We start from the raw sequence: 18,529 nt of genomic DNA, 5'->3' as shown, positions 1-18,529 counted from the left end.
TTCTCCAACAAAGTGGCCGATCTTGGCCCCAGAAGACGCAGGAAGCGAACTAGAAATGTCTGATTTCCAAACGACAGCACCTTTAGGGACCGTCATTTCTGTGCGCGGATCGGTCGCGCGCATCGGACTTTTTGCCAATGCAACGCTGACGCTTGCGCAGATGCGCGCCACGGTCGGCCGCTTCATCAGCATTCGCGCGGGTAGCAGCGCGATCATTGCCACCATCACCGAAGTGTCGTGTGAGGATCTGCCGGCCAGCGGCCAGTTCGTAGCCTGTGCGTCGGTCGATCTGCTCGGCGAGATCACCTACGGCGCGCGCCCCAAGTTTCAGCGCGGCGTCACCACCTATCCGACCATCGGCGATGCCGTCCAACTGATCACCAGCGATGAGCTGCGCACCGTGTACGCGCCGAACGGCTCCGACCAGATCGATGTCGGCACGCTACAGCAGGACCCTTCGGTGATCGCCTATGTCGATATCGAAGAACTGCTGTCGAAGCATTTTGCGGTGCTCGGCTCGACCGGCGTCGGCAAATCGACTGGCGTGTCGCTGCTGCTCAATGAGATTCTGAAGTCGCGGCCCAATCTGCGCATCTTCCTGCTGGACGTGCACAACGAATACGGCCGCTGCTTTGGCGAACGCGCGATGGTGATCAACCCGCGCAATCTGAAGCTGCCGTTCTGGCTGTTCAATTTCGACGAGATCGTCGATGTGCTGTTCGCCGGCCGCCCAGGCGTGCCGGAAGAACTCGACATTCTGGCCGAAGTGATCCCGCTGGCGAAAGGCATCTACACCCAGTACCAGAACGCCGACCGCATCGGCCTCAAGCGCATCGATCCGAAAACCAGCGGCTACACCGCCGATACGCCGGTGCCGTACCGGCTGGTCGATCTGATTTCGCTGATCGACGAGCGGATGGGCAAGCTCGAGAACCGCTCCTCGCGCATCATCTATCACAAGCTGATTTCGCGCATCGAGACGGTGCGCAACGACCCGCGCTACGCCTTCATGTTCGACAACGCCAATGTCGGCGGCGACACCATGGCGGAAGTGATCAGCTATCTGTTCCGGCTGCCCGCCAATGGCCGGCCGATGACCATCATGCAGCTCGCCGGCTTCCCGGCCGAGGTGGTGGATTCGGTGGTGTCGGTGCTGTGCCGTATGGCGTTCGACTTCGGGCTGTGGAGCGATGGCGTGTCGCCGCTGCTGTTCGTGTGCGAAGAAGCGCATCGCTACGCGGCGGCCGATCGCAGCATCGGCTTTGGCCCGACCCGCAAGGCGGTGTCGCGCATTGCCAAGGAAGGCCGCAAATATGGCGTCTATCTCGGCCTGGTGACGCAGCGCCCGGCCGAACTCGACGCCACCATCCTGTCGCAATGCAACACGCTGTTTGCGATGCGGCTTGCCAATGATCGCGACCAGGCGTTGCTGCGCTCGGCGGTGTCCGACGCCGCGGCCAATCTGCTGTCGTTCGTGCCCTCGCTCGGCACCCGCGAAGTGCTGGCGTTCGGCGAAGGCGTGGCGCTGCCGACCCGGCTGCGCTTCAAGGAGGTGCCGGCCCATCAATTGCCGCGCAGCGATGCCGCGATTTCGACGATGCCCTCGCTGTCGGGTCATGACATGAGGTTCGTCGATGCGGTGCTGGAGCGCTGGCGCGGCGCGACCATGCATCGTGAGGTGCCGAACGATCCGATCATCGCCGACCGCCCGGCCGCCCGGACCTTGGACGCACCGATGCTGCAGCCGGCGCTCGGCCTCGACCCGGATCGGTTCTCGCTGTTGAAGAAGCCGCTGCGCTGAGCTGACGGACGGCGCTGCGGCGCCGTCTTGCATTCGCGCAAGCACCGAACGAGACTGATCTTTGTCAGCCCTCGTCGGATGCTTCATCATGACCTCACCGTCCGTGTCCCGGTTTCCGGTCCCCGCGCTTGATCAGCTGCCTGATGACATCCGCGCCCGCATCCTGGCGGTGCAGGAGAAGTCGGGCTTCGTGCCCAATGTGTTTCTGGCATTGGCCTATCGCCCCGACGAGTTCCGGGCGTTTTTCGCCTATCACGATGCGCTGATGGAGAAGGACGGCGGCCTCAGCAAGGCCGAACGCGAAATGATCGTGGTGGCGACCAGCGCCGCCAATCAGTGCCATTATTGCGTGATCGCGCATGGCGCCATTCTGCGCATCCGCGCCAAAAACCCTCAGATCGCCGATCAGATCGCCATCAATTATCGCAAGGCCGACCTGCTGCCGCGGCAGCTCGCCATGCTCGATTTCGCGCTGAAAGTCAGCCGCGCGGCCGAGACGGTGTCGTCCGCCGATTTCGAGACCCTGCATCGGCATGGGTTTAGTGAGGACGATGTCTGGGACATTGCCGCGATCGCGGCGTTCTTCGCGCTGTCGAACCGGATGGCCAACGTCTCCAGCATGCGGCCCAATGACGAGTTCTATCTGATGGGCCGCCTGCCGAAATGACGATCGTTCCAGAGCCGCACACTGTTATCGACTGGCTGGAAATCGTGATCCGGCTCGGCGTCGCGACCGCGGCCGGCGCCATGATCGGCCTGAACCGCGATCTGCATGGCAAGCCGATCGGGCTGCGCACGCTGGCGATCGTCAGCCTGGCTTCGGCGATCGTGGTGCTGATCGCCGATCTGTCCGACAATGTCCCAAAACTATCCGACGCCACCAGCCGGGTGATTCAGGGCATTTTGACCGGAATCGGCTTTCTCGGCGCCGGCGTGATCATGCGCGCCAAAGGCCAGATGCGCGTGCGCGGCTTGACCAGCGCGGCCTGCACCTTCTTCACCGCTTGCGCCGGCATCGCCTGCGGCGTGGGACAATGGCGGGTGGTCGGAACCGGCATGGCCTTCGCGCTTCTGATTTTGACGCTCGGCGGCCCCTTGGAACGCGCGCTGCACCGCGTACTTGGCGGCCGCGATCCTCAGCCGAGCAAACCCGAGCCGAAGCCTGAGCCGCCGCAATTGCCGTAGCGTCACGCAGGCGCGCGGTTGTGTCTTAACGGTGCTGCCGCGTTGAGCTACCATTGAGATGGTTGGCAACGCGCGGAACCGCCGCGATGAAGGCTCCAAAACCAGCCCGCCCTGATCCAGCCGGGCCTGATGATGAGCATCGGGTGATCCCGTTTCGCCCGCGCTCGCCGCGTGCGGCTGGCCCAACCGGCCAATCCAAGCGACCGGCCGATTCGCGCGCCACCCCGCCCGAGCCCTCGCCGCCCCCCGATGATTTCCGCCAGCGCATGCTGGCCAATCTCGCGGCCTTCATATTCGCCGCGCTGTTGACCGCGATCGGCATCTGGCTCGCCACCACCATGGCCGATCTGCGCAAGGGCCAGGATTGCAGCCTGCTCGGCCGCCATGATTGCGAACGGCCGATCTCAAAATCACGCTGACGCAACCGCCCATCAAAGCGGCACCATGACACCGTAGCGACCGCTGTGCGCGCGCCATTGAACTCCGGGCGGGGGTCCGTTATACGGGCGTACACGCTTGAGCCATGCTGGACAGGGCGGCCCGGACTCTTCAACCCAGGTCGCGCGCAGGCATGTTTACCCACAAGTTCAAAGGCTTAATGATGACTTCCACATTTGATCGGGTCGCCACCATCATCGCGGAAACCTGCGACATCCCCCGCGACACGATCACGCCGGAGAGCCACGCGATCGATGATCTGGGCATCGACAGCCTGGATTTCCTCGATATCGCCTTCGCGATCGACAAGGCGTTCGGGATCAAGCTGCCGCTGGAAAAGTGGACCCAGGAAGTCAACGACGGCAAGGCGACCACCGAACAGTACTTCGTTCTCAGCAATCTCAGCGCGCGCATCGACGAGTTGGTCGCCGCCAAGGGCGCGTAAGCGCCGGCACCATGAATCTCGAATACTTTCATCTGATCGACCGCATCGTTCAGCTCGACCTCGCTGAGCGCAGGATCACTGTCGAAGCCAACGTTCCGCAGCAAAGCACCATCTTCGAAGGGCATTTTCCCGGCTACCCGCTGATGCCCGGTGTGCTGCTGATCGAAACGATGGCGCAGACGTCCGGCTGGCTGCAGATCGGGCTGATGAAGTTCGAGCGCATGCCGTTCCTCGCCGCGGTGAAGGAAGCGAAGATGCGCAGCTTCATCACCCCCGGCGAAGCGCTGACGGTCGAGGCCGGCATCGAGCACGAAGGCTCCGGCTTCACCGTGACCAATGCCAAGATTTCGAGCGGCGGCAAGCTGGCTTGCAACGCCACGCTCACCTTCCGCCATGTTCCCTTTCCGAACGCGGAGCTGCGCGGCCACATGGAAGTGATGGCCGAACGCATCGGGTTCCCGCAACAGGCGCGCGCTGATGTCTGAAACCGCATCGACTGCCAAGCAACCGGTTGAAGCCTGGATCACCGGCATCGGGCTGGCCTCATCGCTGGCCGAGGGCCTGGATGCCCATTGGCAGGCGCTGGCCGAGCGCCGCATCAATGTCGATGACAAGAATTTCGCGCCTTGCGTCGTGCATCCGCTGGCACCGATTAGCTTCGATCAGCAGATCCCCAAAAAGGGCGATCAGCGCCAGATGGAAGCCTGGCAGCGTATCGGCACCTATGCCGCCGGTCTCGCGCTGGAATCCGCGGGCCTGAAGGGCAACAAGGACGTGCTGTCGCGCATGGACATGATCGTCGCCGCCGGCGGCGGTGAGCGCGATCTCGCCGTCGATGCCGCGGTGCTCAACGATCAGGCCAAGGGCAATGCCGGCCCGGCCGCGATCAATGAGCGGCTGATGAATGATCTGCGGCCGACGCTGTTCCTGGCGCAGCTCTCCAATCTGCTCGCCGGCAACATCGCGATCGTTCATGGCGTCACCGGCTCGTCCCGAACTTTTATGGGCGAGGAAGCGGCCGGCGTCGACGCGGTGCGGATCGCGCTGGCGCGCATTGCCGCTGGCCAGAGCGACGTCGCTCTCGTTGGCGCGGCGCAGAATGGCGAGCGCAAGGATCAGCTACTGCTGTACGAATTCGGCGACTACAATCTCAAGGACGGCTACGCCCCGGTGTGGCAGCGCGCGCCCAAGGGCGGCTTTGCGCTCGGCTCGGGCGGCGCGTTCCTGGTGATCGAATCGCGCGCCCACGCCGAAGCGCGCGGCGCCAAGCCGTTTGCGCGGCTCAGCAAGGTGGTTGCCGACCTGTCGCACCGCAAGGCGCCCGGCGATGTCACCGCGACACTCGACAAGCTGTGGACCTCGCTCGGCGCGCCGAGCGGCAACACCGCGATCATCACCGGCGCCACTGGCGCGGAACCTGTGACCGCGGAGGAACGCGCGTTCCTGCAAAACCATCCCGGCATGCCGGTGCGCGCCACCGGCACCATGTTCGGTCACATCATGGAATCGCAGTTCCCGCTCGGCATTGCGCTGGCGGCGCTGTCGCTGTCGCGCGGCGCGCTATTCCCTGCCAATGACCCGACCGGGCTCGAGACCGAAACCACCGAACAGCCCAACCAGATTGTCGTGATCGGCGCCGGCCATTGGCGTGGCGAAGGCATGGCGCTGGTCGAAGCTATCAACTGAACTACGACGGAGTGATCATGACCGCGACGCGCGATAAATTCGGCCGGCCGATCGTGGCCGTCACCGGCATGGGCGTGATCACTTCGCTGGGCGCCGGGCTGGCCGAAAACTGGAGCAAGCTGACCGCGGGGCAATCCGGGCTCAGCACCATCACCCGCTTCCCGACCGATGGTCTCAAGACCACCGTGGCCGGCACCGTGGATTTCATCGCGGTCGATCCGTTCACCTCGACCGATCTCGGCGAGCGACTCGCCGATCTCGCCACCGAGGAAGCGATCAGCCAATCCGGCATCGGTTCCAAGGGTGACTTCCCCGGCCCGCTGTTTTTGGCGGTCGCGCCGGTCGAGACCGAATGGACCGCGCGCGAACAGCTCGCCAAGGCGGTCGGCGGCGATGCCGAGATCGACTATGACGCGCTGCTGCGCGTCGGCGGTGGCGGCCGTTTCGCGCATTTCCATCGCCGCTTCCTGTTCGGCTCGGTCGCCGATCATCTCGCCGAAACCTTTGGCACCAAGGGCTCGCCGATCTCGCTGTCGACCGCCTGCGCCTCCGGTGCCTCGGCGATTCAGCTCGGCGTCGAAGCGATCCGCCGCGGCGAAACCGACGCCGCGCTGTGCGTGGCCACCGATGGCTCGGTGAACGCCGAAGCGTTGATCCGGTTCTCGCTGCTGTCGGCGCTGTCGACTCAGAACGATCCGCCGCAGGCCGCGTCAAAACCGTTCGCGAAAAACCGCGATGGCTTCGTGATGGCGGAAGGCGCCGGCGCGCTGGTTTTGGAAAATCTCGATGCCGCCAAAGCGCGCGGCGCCAAGATTCTGGGCGTGATCGTCGGGTGCGGTGAACTCGCCGACTCGTTCCACCGCACCCGCTCCAGCCCGGACGGCAAGCCGATCATCGGCTGCGTGCGCAATGCGCTCGCCGACGCCGGCCTTGCGCCCGAGCAGATCGACTACATCAACGCCCATGGCACCGGCACGCCGGAGAACGACAAGATGGAATATCTTGGCATCTCCACGGTGTTCGGCGACCGCACGCCTTCGATTCCGGTGTCGTCCAACAAATCGATGGTCGGCCACACGCTGTCGGCGGCCGGTGCGGTCGAAGCGATCTTCTCGCTGCTGACGCTCGAACATCAGCGCATTCCGCCCACCATCAATTACGACGTGCCCGATCCGGCGATCCCGTTCGACGTGGTGCCGAACAAGGCGCGCGACGCCCGCGTCACCGCGGTGATGTCGAACTCGTTCGGCTTTGGCGGTCAGAACGCCTCGCTGATCCTGACGCGGGAACCGCTGTCGCACTGACGCCAGCTTCGCGCCGGCGCGCTTTGCGCGCTGGCGGCGCCCTGGTTGACGCCGTCGAGTGTACGGGCGATACGCAACCAGCCCTTCAAAATCCCATTGTTCCGGACATTCGCCATGCGTGCGCTCACTCTTGTTGCCGACCGCCAGTTGGTGGTCGCCGATCTCCCCGCCCCGCCCGCTCCGGGCCCTGGTGAGGTGCAGATTCGGGTCGGCGCCGTCGGCCTGAACCACATCGACGTCTGGGGCTATCGCGGCATGGCGTTCGTGAAGCGCAAGCTGCCGATCGTGGTCGGCGCTGAAGCGGCCGGCGAGATCGCTGCGGTCGGCGAAGGCGTGACCCGCTTCAAGGTCGGCCAGAAGGTGGCGATGTATGGCGCGCAGACCTGCGGCCACTGCAAGCCGTGCCAGGAAGGCCGCGACAATCTGTGCGAAAACGTCGGCGGGCTGATCGGCTTTCATGTCGATGGTTTTGCCCGCGAACTGATGAACATGCCGGAGCGGCTGGTGATCCCGGTGCCGGATCAGGTCAGCGTGCGCGACGCCGCCTGCGCGCCAATCGCGTTTTCCACCGTGCAGCACATGCTGTTCGACAATGCCAAGCTGCAGCCCGGCGAAACCGTGCTGGTGCATGCCGGCGGCTCGGGCATCGGCACCGCCGCGATTTTGATGGCGAAGGCGATCGGCTGCACGGTGATCACCACGGTCGGAGATGATTCCAAGATCGAGGGCGTCAAGAAGCTCGGCGCCGATCACGTCATCAACTACCGCACCGATCGTTTTGAGCACGAGTGCCGCAAGATCACCAAGAAGAAGGGTGTCGACGTGGTGTTCGAGCATGTCGGCGCCGACACCTTCAACGGCTCGCTGCTCAGCATGAAGCGCGGTGGCCGGCTGGTGACCTGCGGCTCGACCTCGGGCCCGACCACCACCATCAATCTGATGCAGCTGTTCCAGCAGCAGTACAAAATCTTCGGCTCGTTCGGCGCCACCATCCGCAACATCGAAGAAAGCCTCGCCAAGATGGCGAACGGCATCTTGCCGGTGATCGACACCGAAGTGACGATCGAGGATGTCGAAGTCGCGCTCAAGCGCATGGAAAGCCGGCAAGTGTTCGGCAAGATCATCGTTCGGCTGTGATGCGCCGCCCCCTGATCCGCGCCGCCGCGATCGCGCGCAATGCCACCAAGCCGCTGGCCGGCGCCGTGGTCGGCGCATTGGCGGTTGGCCTTTTGCGCACCACGCGTCATTTCGATCCGATCAAGACCGCGGACTTCTTTGGCGCCGCGATGCGCAAGATCGGTCCGCGGCTGTCCGAGCACAAGGTCGGCCGCGACAACCTCACCGCGGCCTTCCCCGAAAAGTCGCCGGAGGAAATCGACGCCATTCTCGCCGGGGTCTGGGACAATCTCGGCCGGCTCGCGGCCGAATTCGCCCATCTCGATCACGCCTGGCAGCTCGATCGCGATCACCCCGAGAACGGCCGCGTCGAAATCACCCCGCGCAGCATCGAGCTGTTCGACCAGCTGCGCAACGACGGCAAGCCGGCGCTGATCTTCGCTGCCCATCTTGGCAATTGGGAGCTGCCGGCGGTCGCTGCCGCCGAGCATGGCCTTGATGCCGCCGCGCTGTTCCGCCGCCCCAATGTGCCGGCAGCGGACCGGATCGTGCAGCAGATGCGTTCGGTGAAAATGGGCACGCTGATCGCCGGTGGTCCGACCGCGCCATTCAAGCTCGCTGAAGCGCTGCAAAAGGGCCAGCATGTCGGCATGCTGGTCGATCAATGGTACACCAAGGGCGTCGAAGTGACGTTCTTCGGTCGCAAGACCCGCGCCAACCCGATGCTGGCGCGGCTGCTGCGCCAGATCGATTGCCCGCTACATGGCGTGCGCATCATCCGCCTGCCCAATCACCGCTTCCGCGCCGAGCTGACCGAGCAGATCACGCCGATCCGCGACGCCAAGGGCAATGTCGATATTCAGGGCACCATGCAGGTGATCACTTCAGTGATCGAATCCTGGGTGCGGGAATATCCCGATCAATGGCTGTGGCTGCATCGCCGCTGGCGCTGAGATCAGCGCCTTTGCCATCAGTAGTACCAACGGCGCCATGGCCGGGCTCGTCCCGGCCATCCACGTCTTTGATCTGCAGCGCTTTCAAGACGTGGATGCCCGCGACAAAGCGCGGGCATGACGGACCAAGGTCAGCATAAACGAAACGCGCCGAACCAGGTTCGGCGCGTTTGTCGTTTGCGGTGGTGTTTGTGCTTGCGTCAGCGGCCAGTCTTGATCCGGGTCCACAGCCGGTTGATGGCGCGCTGCGTCTGCTGATCGCGCGCGGTGACGATGAACAGGCCCTTCTCGGTCGCCTCGTCCGGGAAGATCATCTTGTCGTTGATCACCTTTTCGCTGATCAGTTTTTGGCTGGCGAGATTACCGTTGGCATAGGACAGGAAGTCGGAGTTCTTCGCCGCCACTTCCGGCCGGTACAGATAGTTGATCAGTTCGTGCGCTTCGGCAACGTTCTTGGCGTCCGCGGGGATCACCAGATTATCAAAGAACATCTGCGCGCCCTCCTTGGGAATGGCGTAGCCGATCCGGATGCCCTTGTTGGCTTCGGCGGCGCGGCTGCGCGCCTGCATGATGTCGCCGGACCAGCCGACCACCAGGCAGATCTCGCCGGTGGCGAGCGCGTTCAGATACTCCGAGGAATGGAATTTGCGCACATTGGGCCGGATGGTCGCCACCAGATCGGCCGCCTTCTCCAGGTCAGCCGGCTTGGTCGAGTTCGGATCAAGGCCGAGATAGTTCAGCGCCGCCGGCAGAATGTCGGACGGCGAGTCCAGCATATGAACGCCGCAATCCTTGAACTTGGCGATGTTCTCCGGCTTGAAGATCATGTCCCAGCTATCGATCACCGCGCCGCGGCCGAGAATGTTCTCGACCATGTCGATGTTGTAGCCGATGCCGGTGGTGCCCCACATGTAGTTGGCGGCATATTGATTGCCGGGGTCATAGACTTGCAGGCGCTTGGTGACCACGTCCCAGGCATTGGTGAGGTTCGGCAGCTTGCTCTTGTCGAGCTTCTGGAACACGTTCGCGGAAATCTGCCGCTGCAGGAAATACGCGGTCGGCACCACCAGGTCATAGCCGGACTTGCCGGCCAAAAGCCGGGTCTCCAGCGTCTCGTTGGTGTCGAAGGTGTCGTACACCACCTTGATGCCGGTCTCCTTGGTGAAATCCTCCAGGACGCCCGGCGCCATGTAGCTCGACCAGTTGAAGAAGTTGACGGTGCGCTCCTGCGCATTGGCCGGCACCGCCGCCCATGCAACGGATGCCAGCACTGCTGCCCAAGCCGGCAGCCGCTTACGAACCTGACCCCACATCGCTATCCCTCCTCGTTCACGATCCGCTCAGCGGCGGATCATGGAAACCTCCCTACCGGCGATGCACGGCATCCGACAGCCGTTCCAGCGCCGCATCGATCGTCGCGTCTTTCTTCGCGAAGCAGAACCGGACCACGGAGGTCACGGGGTTGTTTTCATAGAACGCCGACACCGGGATCGCGGCCACCTTGTACTCGGTCACGATCCGTCGACAGAACGCTTCATCACTCTCATTGAGGCCGAGCGGCGACAGATCGACCGTGAGGAAATAGGTGCCCTGCGAGCGGATCACCGGAAAGCCGATGGTCTGCAGCCCGCTCGCCAGCCGGTCGCGGCTGCGCGCCAGTTCCTTACGCATCTGCAGGAAGTAATCGTCGGCCTTGCCGAGCCCATAGGCGACCGCGACCTGCAGATTGGGCGGCGTGGTGAAGGTCAGAAACTGATGCACCTTGGCGGCGACGCGCAATAGCGGCGGCGCGGCGCACACAAAGCCGATCTTCCAGCCGGTCAGCGAAAAGATCTTGCCGGCCGAGCCGATCTTGATGGTGCGATCGCGCATCCCCGGAATGCCGAGCAGCGGCTGATGTTGCAGGCCGTCGAAAGTGACGTGCTCCCAGACCTCGTCGCAGATCGCGATTGCATCGAACTCCTGGCAGAACCGCGCCAACAATTCGAGGTCTTCGCGCGGATAGACCACCGCCGCGGGGTTCAAGGGATTGTTGAAGATCACCGCCTTGGTTTTCGGCGAGAACACCGCGCGCAGTGCATCCTCGGTCAACCGCCAATGCGGCGGTTCAAGGCGCACCAGCTTCGGGATGCCGCCCGCCTGGCGGATGATCGGCAGATAGGAATCATAGACCGGCTGGAACACGATCACTTCGTCGCCGGGCTCGACCACCGCCAGGATCGACGCGGTCAGCGCTTCGGTGGCGCCGGAGGTGACCATCACTTCCGCCATCGGATCGAGATCGACGCCGTGCCAATGGTGGTAGTGGCTGGCGATCGCTTGGCGCAGCTCCGGAATCCCCATCATCGACGGGTACTGATTGTTGCCGTTCATCACCGCGTCGGCGGCCACGCGGCGAATATCCTCCGGGCCCGGATCGTCGGGAAAGCCCTGGCCAAGATTGATGGCGCCGTTGTCGCGCGCGAGCTGCGACATGGCCTCAAAGACGGTGACCGGCAGCCCGGCAAAGACCTTGTTCATCGTAGTGATCAACGGCCGGTTTTGGTCGGCTGACCGGCGGCTTTCCAGGCAATGATGCCGCCCGCCAGATGACTGTCGTAATTCAATCCGGCGGCCTGCGCGGCCAGCGAAGCGGTCACCGAGCGTCGACCGAACCGACAGGCGAACACCACCTGCTTGCCCTGCGGATCGGGAATCTGCCGCGCATCGAAGCGCGACAACGGCAAGGCAATGGCGTCCGGATAAGCCTCGGCGGCGATCTCGTCCGGCTCGCGGACATCGATCAGCACCATGCGCCCTTCGGCCAGTCCTTGCGCAACCTGCTGCGGCGTCAGATCGTGAACTTTGGCCACCCGCTTCTCCTGTGCCAATGCCATGCTGGGACCAAGGCCCGCAACGACAGGAGCGATCGCGCCCGCCCATTGCGCGGCCAAAGTTGCCGCTGATGTCGCGAAAATCAAGGTCTGGATCTGTGGGGGAGCCACGGAAACCCCTTTGCTCGCTGCGTCAGATCGACACTTCCGGCAGCGCGCAATGGATGAGCGGCCGACCGTCATGCCCTGAGCATGATTAGCCGAGCTTGGCAGCGTCTTGAACAGGCAATTGTGCCAAACGGAGCTAGCCGAAGCCGGTCACGACTTCGCGCGCGATCAGGGTTTTAGCCCAGGCGGCAGCGGCGGCGGCTCGCGCATCAAGGTGATGGTGACGCGGCGATTGGCAGCCAGCGTCGGATCGTCCGGGAACAGCGGCTGGCTGTCGGCGCGGCCCGACACCGAGTAGATCTGATTGGTCGGCACGCCCTCGCGCTCCAGAATCTGGCGCACGGCATTGGCGCGGTCAGATGACAGATCGAAGGCATTGTAGTCCGCACGGCCTGGCAGCACCCCGGCCGAGGTGTGGCCCGAGATCGAGATGCGCAGCGGGGTCTGCCGCAGCGGCTCGGCGATGCGCTGGATCAGCACCTTGGTGCGCTCATACGGCACCTTGGAGCCCTCGGCGAACATCGAGCGCCCTTCCTGATCGACGATCTCCATGTTGAGACCATCCTTGGTCTCCTCGAAGATCACGTTTTTGGAGATGTCGGTCAGCTCCGGCATGTCCTGCAGCGCCTGGCGCAGCGAGGCCGAGGCCAGCGCGAACTCCCGCTGGGCTTTGGTCTTGCCGCCGGCGGTATCCGACACGCCGCCATCGTCGGGGCTCGGCGTATTGGTCGACTGGTCCGGCGAGATATGCGCGGAGTTCTTCAGCTTGCCGCGATTGGGCACGCCATCGGTTTCGAGCACGCCGGCGTAGCGCGAGTCCTGCTGCACGCCGAACGCCTCGCGCATCGAGCCGGCGACGATCTTCAGCTTCTGCTTGTCCTGGGTCGAGAACGCCACCAGCATCACGAAGAAGGCAAGCAGCAGCGCCATCAGGTCCGCGAACGTCACGAACCAGCCATGACCGCCATGTGCCTCTTCGCGCTTCTTCTTGGCCATTGCCCGCTTTCCGGATCGCCGTTGCTAGCTTACGCGGGCACCGGCTCTCCCTCTTCGTGGCGATGCTTCTCCGGCAGATAGGCCAGCAGCATTTCGCGCACCAGCGCCGGGCTCTTGGATTCACGGATCATCAGAATGCCGTCGATGATCAGCGTGCGGTTAGTTTCTTCATCGACCAGCTTGCCATGCAGCTTGTCGGCGATCGGCAGACAGATCAGGTTGGCCACCACGGCGCCATACAGCGTCGCCAGCAGCGCCACCGCCATGAACGGGCCGAGCTTGGAGGGGTCGGACATGTTGGAGAACATCTGCACCATGCCCAGCAGCGTACCGATCATGCCGAACGCCGGGGCGCAGTCACCGATGGCGCGATAGATCTTCGAGCCTTCGTTGAGGTGCAGCAGAAAATTGTCGCGGTCGCGCTCCATATTGTCGCGAATGAACTCGAGATCGTAGCCGTCGGCGACGTAGCGGATACCCTTGGCCAGAAACGGCTCGTCGGTCTCGACCTTTTCCAGTCCGACCGGGCCTTGCTTACGGGCGATTTCGGCAATGCGGGCCAGTTCGTCGACCAGATCGCGGGCCTGCAGACTGCTGAGCGTGAAGGCGAATTTGGCACCGAGCGGCAGACCGTGCAGCATCGACGACAGCGGGAATCGGATCAGCGTCGCGGCGAACGAACCGCCGAAAATGACGATGACCGCATGGATGTCATAGAACATCCCGAAGTTACCGCCCATCAGGATGAGCGAGGACACGACGGCGGCACCCGCAGCCAGGCCCAGGAGTGTGGCGATATCCATGAAGTACTCCGACACGCGCACTCGCGCGCCAGCCCGCGCTGGCGCCGGCACAGCGCTTCTGCACTGCACGGGCTTACCGTAGCGTGGTCGCCATTAAAGACGCGTAAAGGTTAAACTGCGGGGAGACCCCAGAAAGCCCTCGTTGAGCGCGCGGACGGATCAGCAACCACCAGCAAGACCATCCACTTAGTTCAATGACTTGCTGAGTGCGGCGGCCCTCAAGACGCGCCCGCTGGGCCAGGATGAGCACACCCACGGGTCGCGCTCATCAACCAGTTGCTAACCTTGTTAGCGTCGGCCGCTCAGTTTGGGCCGCTCAGTCGAGGCCCGCTTAGTTCAGGCGGGTCGGACGTTCTTCATGCGCGGCGCCGCTCGCCGGCGGCACATTCGCGGACAGCCCGCTCGCCGCACCGGGTTCGGCGCCCATCAACGCCGCCTCGGCCTTGACCTTCTCGCGGTAGGATTTGAGCCCCAGCGGCAAGGTCGCCAGATAGAGCACGGAGCCGATCGTCAGCACGTGCCAGGGATAGCCGATCAGCAGCGCGATGATGAACACCACCGACACGAACACCGGCAGCACCAGCTCCGGCGGCACCCGCATCCGCACCGCCTTGCCGGAAAACACCGGCAGCCGCGACACCATCAGCCCGGCAATCACCAGGGTGTAGAGCGCGGTGACCACCGCCGGAATGCGCGGCGCACCGAGGAATTCCAGATAGACCGGCAGCATCACCGCGATCGCGCCGGCCGGCGCCGGCACCCCGGTGAAGAAATTGGCGGCCGCCGCAGGCTTGGGATCATCGATGGTGGAGTTGAAACGCGCGAGCCGCAAGCCGCCGCTGATCGCGAAGATCATCGCGGCGATCCAGCCGACATTGTGCAGGTCGTGCAGCTGCCAGAAATACAGGATCAGGCCGGGCGCGACGCCGAAATTGACGAAGTCGGCGAGGCTGTCGAGTTCGGCCCCGAACTTCGACTGGCCCTTGATCATGCGGGCGACGCGGCCATCGATGCCGTCCAGCACCGCGGCGAACACGATCGCGGCCACCGCCAGTTCCATGCGCCCTTCGGTGGACAGCCGGATCGCGGTCAGGCCGGCGCCAATCGCCAGCAGCGTGATGAAATTGGGAACCAGCAGGCGCACCGGGATCGGGCCGAACCGGCGCTTGGGTCGATCGCGCAATTTCGGGTCGAACGGCATCTGCATACACCTCTTATAACGCGCGCCGACCGATTTTGCCACCGGCGCCGCGTGGCGCCGGGGCAAAGCCCGTCACCGCTAGTCGGTCCGGTAGGTCCGAGAACCCTCGCCCGGACGGAAATCCGCCAGCACGGTTTCGCCGGCAATGGCGGTCTGGCCGGGCGACACCAGCGTGGTGGTGCCTTCCGGCAAAAACACGTCGAGCCGCGAGCCGAACCGGATCAGGCCAAAACGCTCGCCGGCCGCCATCTCCTGGCCGACCCGCACGAACGATACGATGCGCCGCGCCACCAAGCCGGCGATCTGCACCACGCCGATCTCGCCATGCTGGGTCGAGATCACCATGGCGTTGCGCTCATTGTCCTCGCTGGCCTTGTCGAGCTCGGCGTTGATGAACTTGCCCGGCGTGTAAACGATCCGCTCGATCCGGCCCGGCACCGGGGCGCGGTTCACGTGGCAATTGAACACGCTCATGAAGATCGAGACCCGCAGCATCGGCTTGGGGCCGAGGCCGAGTTCCGGCGGCGGCACCACCGAGGTCACCATCGACACCCGGCCGTCGGCCGGCGACACCACGAGGCCGTCGCGAATCGGGGTGACGCGCTTCGGGTTACGGAAGAACAGCGCGCACCAGACCGTCAGCGCCGCGCCGATCCAGCCGAGCGGCGACCAGATCAGGAACAGCACCAGGCTGACGAGCGCGAATGCGCCGATGAACGGATAGCCCTCCGGATGGACCGGCGGGATTTGCGCGCGAATGGAGTTGACGATGGACATGTGAGAGAACCTGGTTCCTGGATGTGGCTAGCTAATCGAGCGGGAAACGCTAGTCGACCGCGGCGGGAGCCGTGAGGTCATCATCGTCATCGACCGCCGGGGCGCGCTTCGGCGTTTCTTCATCATCGCCGATCAACGCCAGCTTTTCGCGCGCCTCCTGGGCCTCACGTTGCCTGTTCCACATGCTGGCGTAAAGGCCATTTGCGGCCAGAAGCTGTCCATGACGGCCGCGCTCCACAATTCGTCCCTGGTCGACCACCAGGATCTCGTCAGCGCCGACGATGGTGGACAGCCGGTGCGCAATCACCAGCGACGTACGGTTGCGGGATACCCGTTCAAGCGCGTCCTGGATCTCGCGTTCGGTGTGGCTATCGAGCGCCGAGGTGGCCTCGTCCAGCACCAGAATCGGCGGCGCCTTGAGAATCGTGCGCGCGATCGCGACTCGCTGCTTCTCGCCGCCCGACAGTTTTAGGCCGCGCTCGCCGACTTCGGTCTCATAGCCCTTGGGCGAGGCCTTGATGAAGGCGTCGATCTGCGCGGTGCGCGCCGCCTCCTCGACCTCGGCGTCGCTGGCGTCCCAGCGGCCATAGCGGATGTTGTAGCGGATGGTGTCGTTGAACAGCACGGTGTCCTGCGGAACCATGCCGATCGCGGCGCGCAGCGAGGTCTGGGTGACCTGGCGAATGTCCTGACCGTCGATCAGAATCCGGCCGCCCGAGACGTCATAAAGCCGGAACAGCAGCCGCGAGATGGTCGATTTGCCGGCACCGGACGGGCCGACGATCGCCACGGTCTTGCCGGCCGGCACCTCAAAACTCAGCCCCTTGAGGATCGGCCGGTTCGGGTCATAGGCAAAGCGCACGTCCTCGAACGTCACCGTGCCATTTTGCACTGCCAGCGGCTTGGCGCCCGGCAGATCCTTGACCTCGGGATTCTTGAGCAGCACGTCGAACATCTTCTCGATGTCGACCACGCCCTGCTTGATCTCGCGATAGACCATGCCCATGAAATTCAGCGGCTGATAGAGCTGGATCATCATGGCGTTGATCATGACGAAATCGCCGACCGTGTTGGTGCCGTTGCGCACCCCGATCGCGCACATCACCATGGTCACGGTGAGGCCGATGGTGAAGATCGCGGCCTGGCCGGCGTTCAGCACCGCCAGCGAGGTGTAGGTCATCACGCTGGCCTGCTCATAGCGCTCCATCGAGCGGTCATAGCGCGCGGCCTCGCGCTGTTCGGCGCCGAAATATTTGACGGTCTCGTAATTGAGCAGCGAGTCGATCGCCTTGGTGTTGGCCTCGCTGTCGGATTCGTTCATGCGCCGCCGGATGCCGATCCGCCATTCGGTCGCGACATAAGTGTACAGCATGTAGAAGGTGACGGTGATCACCGTGACCGCGACATAGCGCCAGTCGAACTGCCACAGCAGCACGCCCATCAGCAGCGCCAGTTCGATGATGGTCGGCACCAGCTGCAGCAGCACCATGCGCACAATGGTCTCGATGCCATTGCGGCCGCGCTCCAACACTCGCGTCAGCCCGCCGGTCTTGCGCATCAGATGGAAGCGCAACGACAATTCGTGCATGTGGATGAAGGTCATGTGCGCCAGCTTGCGCACCGCATGCATCGCCACCTTGGCGAACATGCCGTCGCGCCACTGCGTCAGCAGCGCCATCAGCACCCGCGTCGCGCCGTAGCTGACCGTCATGATCAGCGGCGAGGCGATCAGCCACAGCATCCAATTATTGGGATCGACCGGCGCACTGCCCTCGCCGGTCAGGCCATCGACCGCCCATTTGAACGTGAACGGCACGGTCATGGTGGCGATCTTGGCGGCGATCAGCAGCAGCACCGCCCAGACCACCCGCATTTTCAGATCGAGGCGATCGCCCGGCCAGATATAGGGCCACAACTGCAGCAGCGTCCCGAACAGCGTTGCCTTCTGCGCCGGATCAGTCTTGGCGCTGGCCGGCTCCGCCGCCCTGTGCGCATGCGAGTGAGACATCAAAAGGCCTTAACGAGCTCAAATGAAGACGCGACCCGAAGCGGCCGCATCGCATTCAATGGGATGATGGTCGGGGTTTCATATTCGGGTTTTCATATAGTCGGTTTGGGCCTGGGATGCACGCCCGGAGCGCCCGCATTCTCGGCACGGAGCTATGAGTTTGCCGTGAAGGACACTGCGCCGTCTTGACGGGCAATTTCCGCAATGCCACATCGCCGGCATGAATGAGATCAGAACCGTTTGCGTCTATTGCGGCTCCAGCGTCGGCAGCAATCCCCGTTTTGTCGAAACCGCCCGGACTTTTGGCCGGCAACTGGCCGAAAATGGCATCCAGCTGGTCTATGGCGGCGGCGCGATCGGGCTGATGGGCTCGGTGGCGCAGGCCGTGCTCGACCATGGCGGCACGGTCACCGGCATCATCCCGGGCTTTCTCAGCACCAAGGAAATCGCCCTCGAACGCGTGCAGGAGCTGATCGTCACCGCCGACATGCATGAGCGCAAGCGGCTGATGTTCGAGCGCTCGGACGCCTTCGTGGCGCTGCCGGGCGGCGTCGGTACGCTGGAAGAACTGGTCGAGCAGATGACCTGGCAGCAGCTCGGCCGCCACACCAAGCCGATCCTGATCGCCAATATCGACGGCTTCTGGGACCCGCTGCTCGGGCTACTCGGGCATATGCGCGAAACCGGCTTCATCCGCTCGCATCTGCCGGTCGAGCTGCTGCAGGCCGATCAGGTCGATGACATTCTGCCAAAACTGCGCGCCGCCGCTTTGGCGCGCGCCGACGATACCGGGCGGGCAGCAGCGATTTCGCAGCGTTTCTGAACGGCTCGCGCC

At 64.0% G+C, this 18,529-nt stretch carries 19 protein-coding genes; 11 read left to right on the top strand and 8 right to left on the bottom strand.

Annotated features, from left to right (window positions below):
• Nucleotides 1-55: 55 nt before the first annotated feature.
• From BJ122_RS03325 to BJ122_RS03280, 10 genes are all read left to right on the top strand, one after another.
• Nucleotides 56-1,801, top strand: coding sequence for an ATP-binding protein (locus BJ122_RS03325; RefSeq protein ID WP_110779735.1), 1,746 nt, complete (start codon nt 56-58; stop codon nt 1,799-1,801).
• An 88-nt stretch (nt 1,802-1,889) separates the two neighbouring features.
• Nucleotides 1,890-2,468: a peroxidase-related enzyme gene (locus tag BJ122_RS03320; RefSeq protein ID WP_110779734.1), complete on the top strand. Its 579-nt coding sequence runs from the start codon at nt 1,890-1,892 to the stop codon at nt 2,466-2,468.
• A complete protein-coding gene (locus BJ122_RS03315) occupies nt 2,465-2,986 on the top strand; it encodes an MgtC/SapB family protein (RefSeq protein ID WP_110779733.1) in 522 nt (173 codons plus the stop codon). Before BJ122_RS03320 ends, BJ122_RS03315 begins: the two co-directional genes overlap by 4 nt.
• Nucleotides 2,987-3,072: 86 nt before the next feature.
• A complete protein-coding gene (locus tag BJ122_RS03310; protein ID WP_110779732.1) occupies nt 3,073-3,405 on the top strand; it encodes a hypothetical protein in 333 nt (110 codons plus the stop codon).
• A 182-nt stretch (nt 3,406-3,587) separates the two neighbouring features.
• Entirely contained in the window at nt 3,588-3,869 is a 282-nt protein-coding gene (locus BJ122_RS03305; protein ID WP_011472564.1) for an acyl carrier protein, read from the top strand.
• 11 nt (nt 3,870-3,880) lie between these two features.
• The gene (locus tag BJ122_RS03300; protein WP_110779731.1) at nt 3,881-4,354 is read left to right on the top strand and encodes a 3-hydroxyacyl-ACP dehydratase FabZ family protein; all 474 of its coding nucleotides are present in this window, start codon (nt 3,881-3,883) and stop codon (nt 4,352-4,354) included.
• Entirely contained in the window at nt 4,347-5,555 is a 1,209-nt protein-coding gene (locus BJ122_RS03295) for a beta-ketoacyl-ACP synthase (RefSeq protein WP_110779730.1), read from the top strand. Before BJ122_RS03300 ends, BJ122_RS03295 begins: the two co-directional genes overlap by 8 nt.
• Before the next feature lie 17 nt (nt 5,556-5,572).
• Nucleotides 5,573-6,859, top strand: a complete 1,287-nt coding sequence (locus BJ122_RS03290) for a beta-ketoacyl-ACP synthase (RefSeq protein WP_110779729.1) — start codon at nt 5,573-5,575, stop codon at nt 6,857-6,859.
• A gap of 114 nt (nt 6,860-6,973) precedes the next feature.
• A complete protein-coding gene (locus tag BJ122_RS03285) occupies nt 6,974-7,996 on the top strand; it encodes a zinc-binding dehydrogenase (RefSeq protein WP_110779728.1) in 1,023 nt (340 codons plus the stop codon).
• Nucleotides 7,996-8,928 carry a lipid A biosynthesis lauroyl acyltransferase gene (locus tag BJ122_RS03280; protein WP_110779727.1) on the top strand — a complete coding sequence of 311 codons (933 nt, stop codon included), beginning with the start codon at nt 7,996-7,998 and terminating at the stop codon, nt 8,926-8,928. Before BJ122_RS03285 ends, BJ122_RS03280 begins: the two co-directional genes overlap by 1 nt.
• Nucleotides 8,929-9,128: 200 nt before the next feature.
• Here the strand turns inward: BJ122_RS03280 and BJ122_RS03275 are convergent, their stop codons facing one another.
• The 8 genes from BJ122_RS03275 to BJ122_RS03240 all read right to left on the bottom strand — a co-directional run bounded on the left by BJ122_RS03275 (nt 9,129) and on the right by BJ122_RS03240 (nt 17,694).
• The gene (locus tag BJ122_RS03275; RefSeq protein WP_110779726.1) at nt 9,129-10,241 is read right to left on the bottom strand and encodes a polyamine ABC transporter substrate-binding protein; all 1,113 of its coding nucleotides are present in this window, start codon (nt 10,239-10,241) and stop codon (nt 9,129-9,131) included.
• A gap of 52 nt (nt 10,242-10,293) precedes the next feature.
• Nucleotides 10,294-11,448 carry an aminotransferase gene (locus BJ122_RS03270; RefSeq protein ID WP_110779725.1) on the bottom strand — a complete coding sequence of 385 codons (1,155 nt, stop codon included), beginning with the start codon at nt 11,446-11,448 and terminating at the stop codon, nt 10,294-10,296.
• A gap of 8 nt (nt 11,449-11,456) precedes the next feature.
• A complete protein-coding gene (locus BJ122_RS03265) occupies nt 11,457-11,804 on the bottom strand; it encodes a rhodanese-like domain-containing protein (protein ID WP_110779724.1) in 348 nt (115 codons plus the stop codon).
• A gap of 273 nt (nt 11,805-12,077) precedes the next feature.
• The gene (locus BJ122_RS03260; protein ID WP_110779723.1) at nt 12,078-12,905 is read right to left on the bottom strand and encodes an OmpA/MotB family protein; all 828 of its coding nucleotides are present in this window, start codon (nt 12,903-12,905) and stop codon (nt 12,078-12,080) included.
• A gap of 29 nt (nt 12,906-12,934) precedes the next feature.
• The gene (locus BJ122_RS03255) at nt 12,935-13,708 is read right to left on the bottom strand and encodes a motility protein A (RefSeq protein ID WP_110779722.1); all 774 of its coding nucleotides are present in this window, start codon (nt 13,706-13,708) and stop codon (nt 12,935-12,937) included.
• 331 nt (nt 13,709-14,039) lie between these two features.
• Nucleotides 14,040-14,909 (bottom strand): CDP-diacylglycerol--serine O-phosphatidyltransferase, encoded by an 870-nt coding sequence (pssA, locus tag BJ122_RS03250; RefSeq protein WP_110779775.1) that lies wholly within the window; start codon nt 14,907-14,909, stop codon nt 14,040-14,042.
• Nucleotides 14,910-14,987: 78 nt separating this feature from the next.
• Nucleotides 14,988-15,686, bottom strand: a complete 699-nt coding sequence (locus tag BJ122_RS03245; RefSeq protein ID WP_110779721.1) for a phosphatidylserine decarboxylase — start codon at nt 15,684-15,686, stop codon at nt 14,988-14,990.
• 49 nt (nt 15,687-15,735) lie between these two features.
• The gene (locus tag BJ122_RS03240; protein WP_110779720.1) at nt 15,736-17,694 is read right to left on the bottom strand and encodes an ABCB family ABC transporter ATP-binding protein/permease; all 1,959 of its coding nucleotides are present in this window, start codon (nt 17,692-17,694) and stop codon (nt 15,736-15,738) included.
• A 220-nt stretch (nt 17,695-17,914) separates the two neighbouring features.
• Between BJ122_RS03240 and BJ122_RS03235 the strand changes: the two genes are divergently transcribed.
• On the top strand, nt 17,915-18,517 hold the full coding sequence (locus tag BJ122_RS03235) for an LOG family protein (RefSeq protein WP_110779719.1): 603 nt from the start codon (nt 17,915-17,917) through the stop codon (nt 18,515-18,517).
• The last annotated feature ends 12 nt before the right edge of the window (nt 18,518-18,529 follow it).

Origin of the sequence: Rhodopseudomonas faecalis, assembly GCF_003217325.1 — a bacterium.
GTDB classification, from domain to species: domain Bacteria; phylum Pseudomonadota; class Alphaproteobacteria; order Rhizobiales; family Xanthobacteraceae; genus Rhodopseudomonas; species Rhodopseudomonas faecalis.
This window is presented reverse-complemented; position numbering and strand designations above follow the sequence as displayed.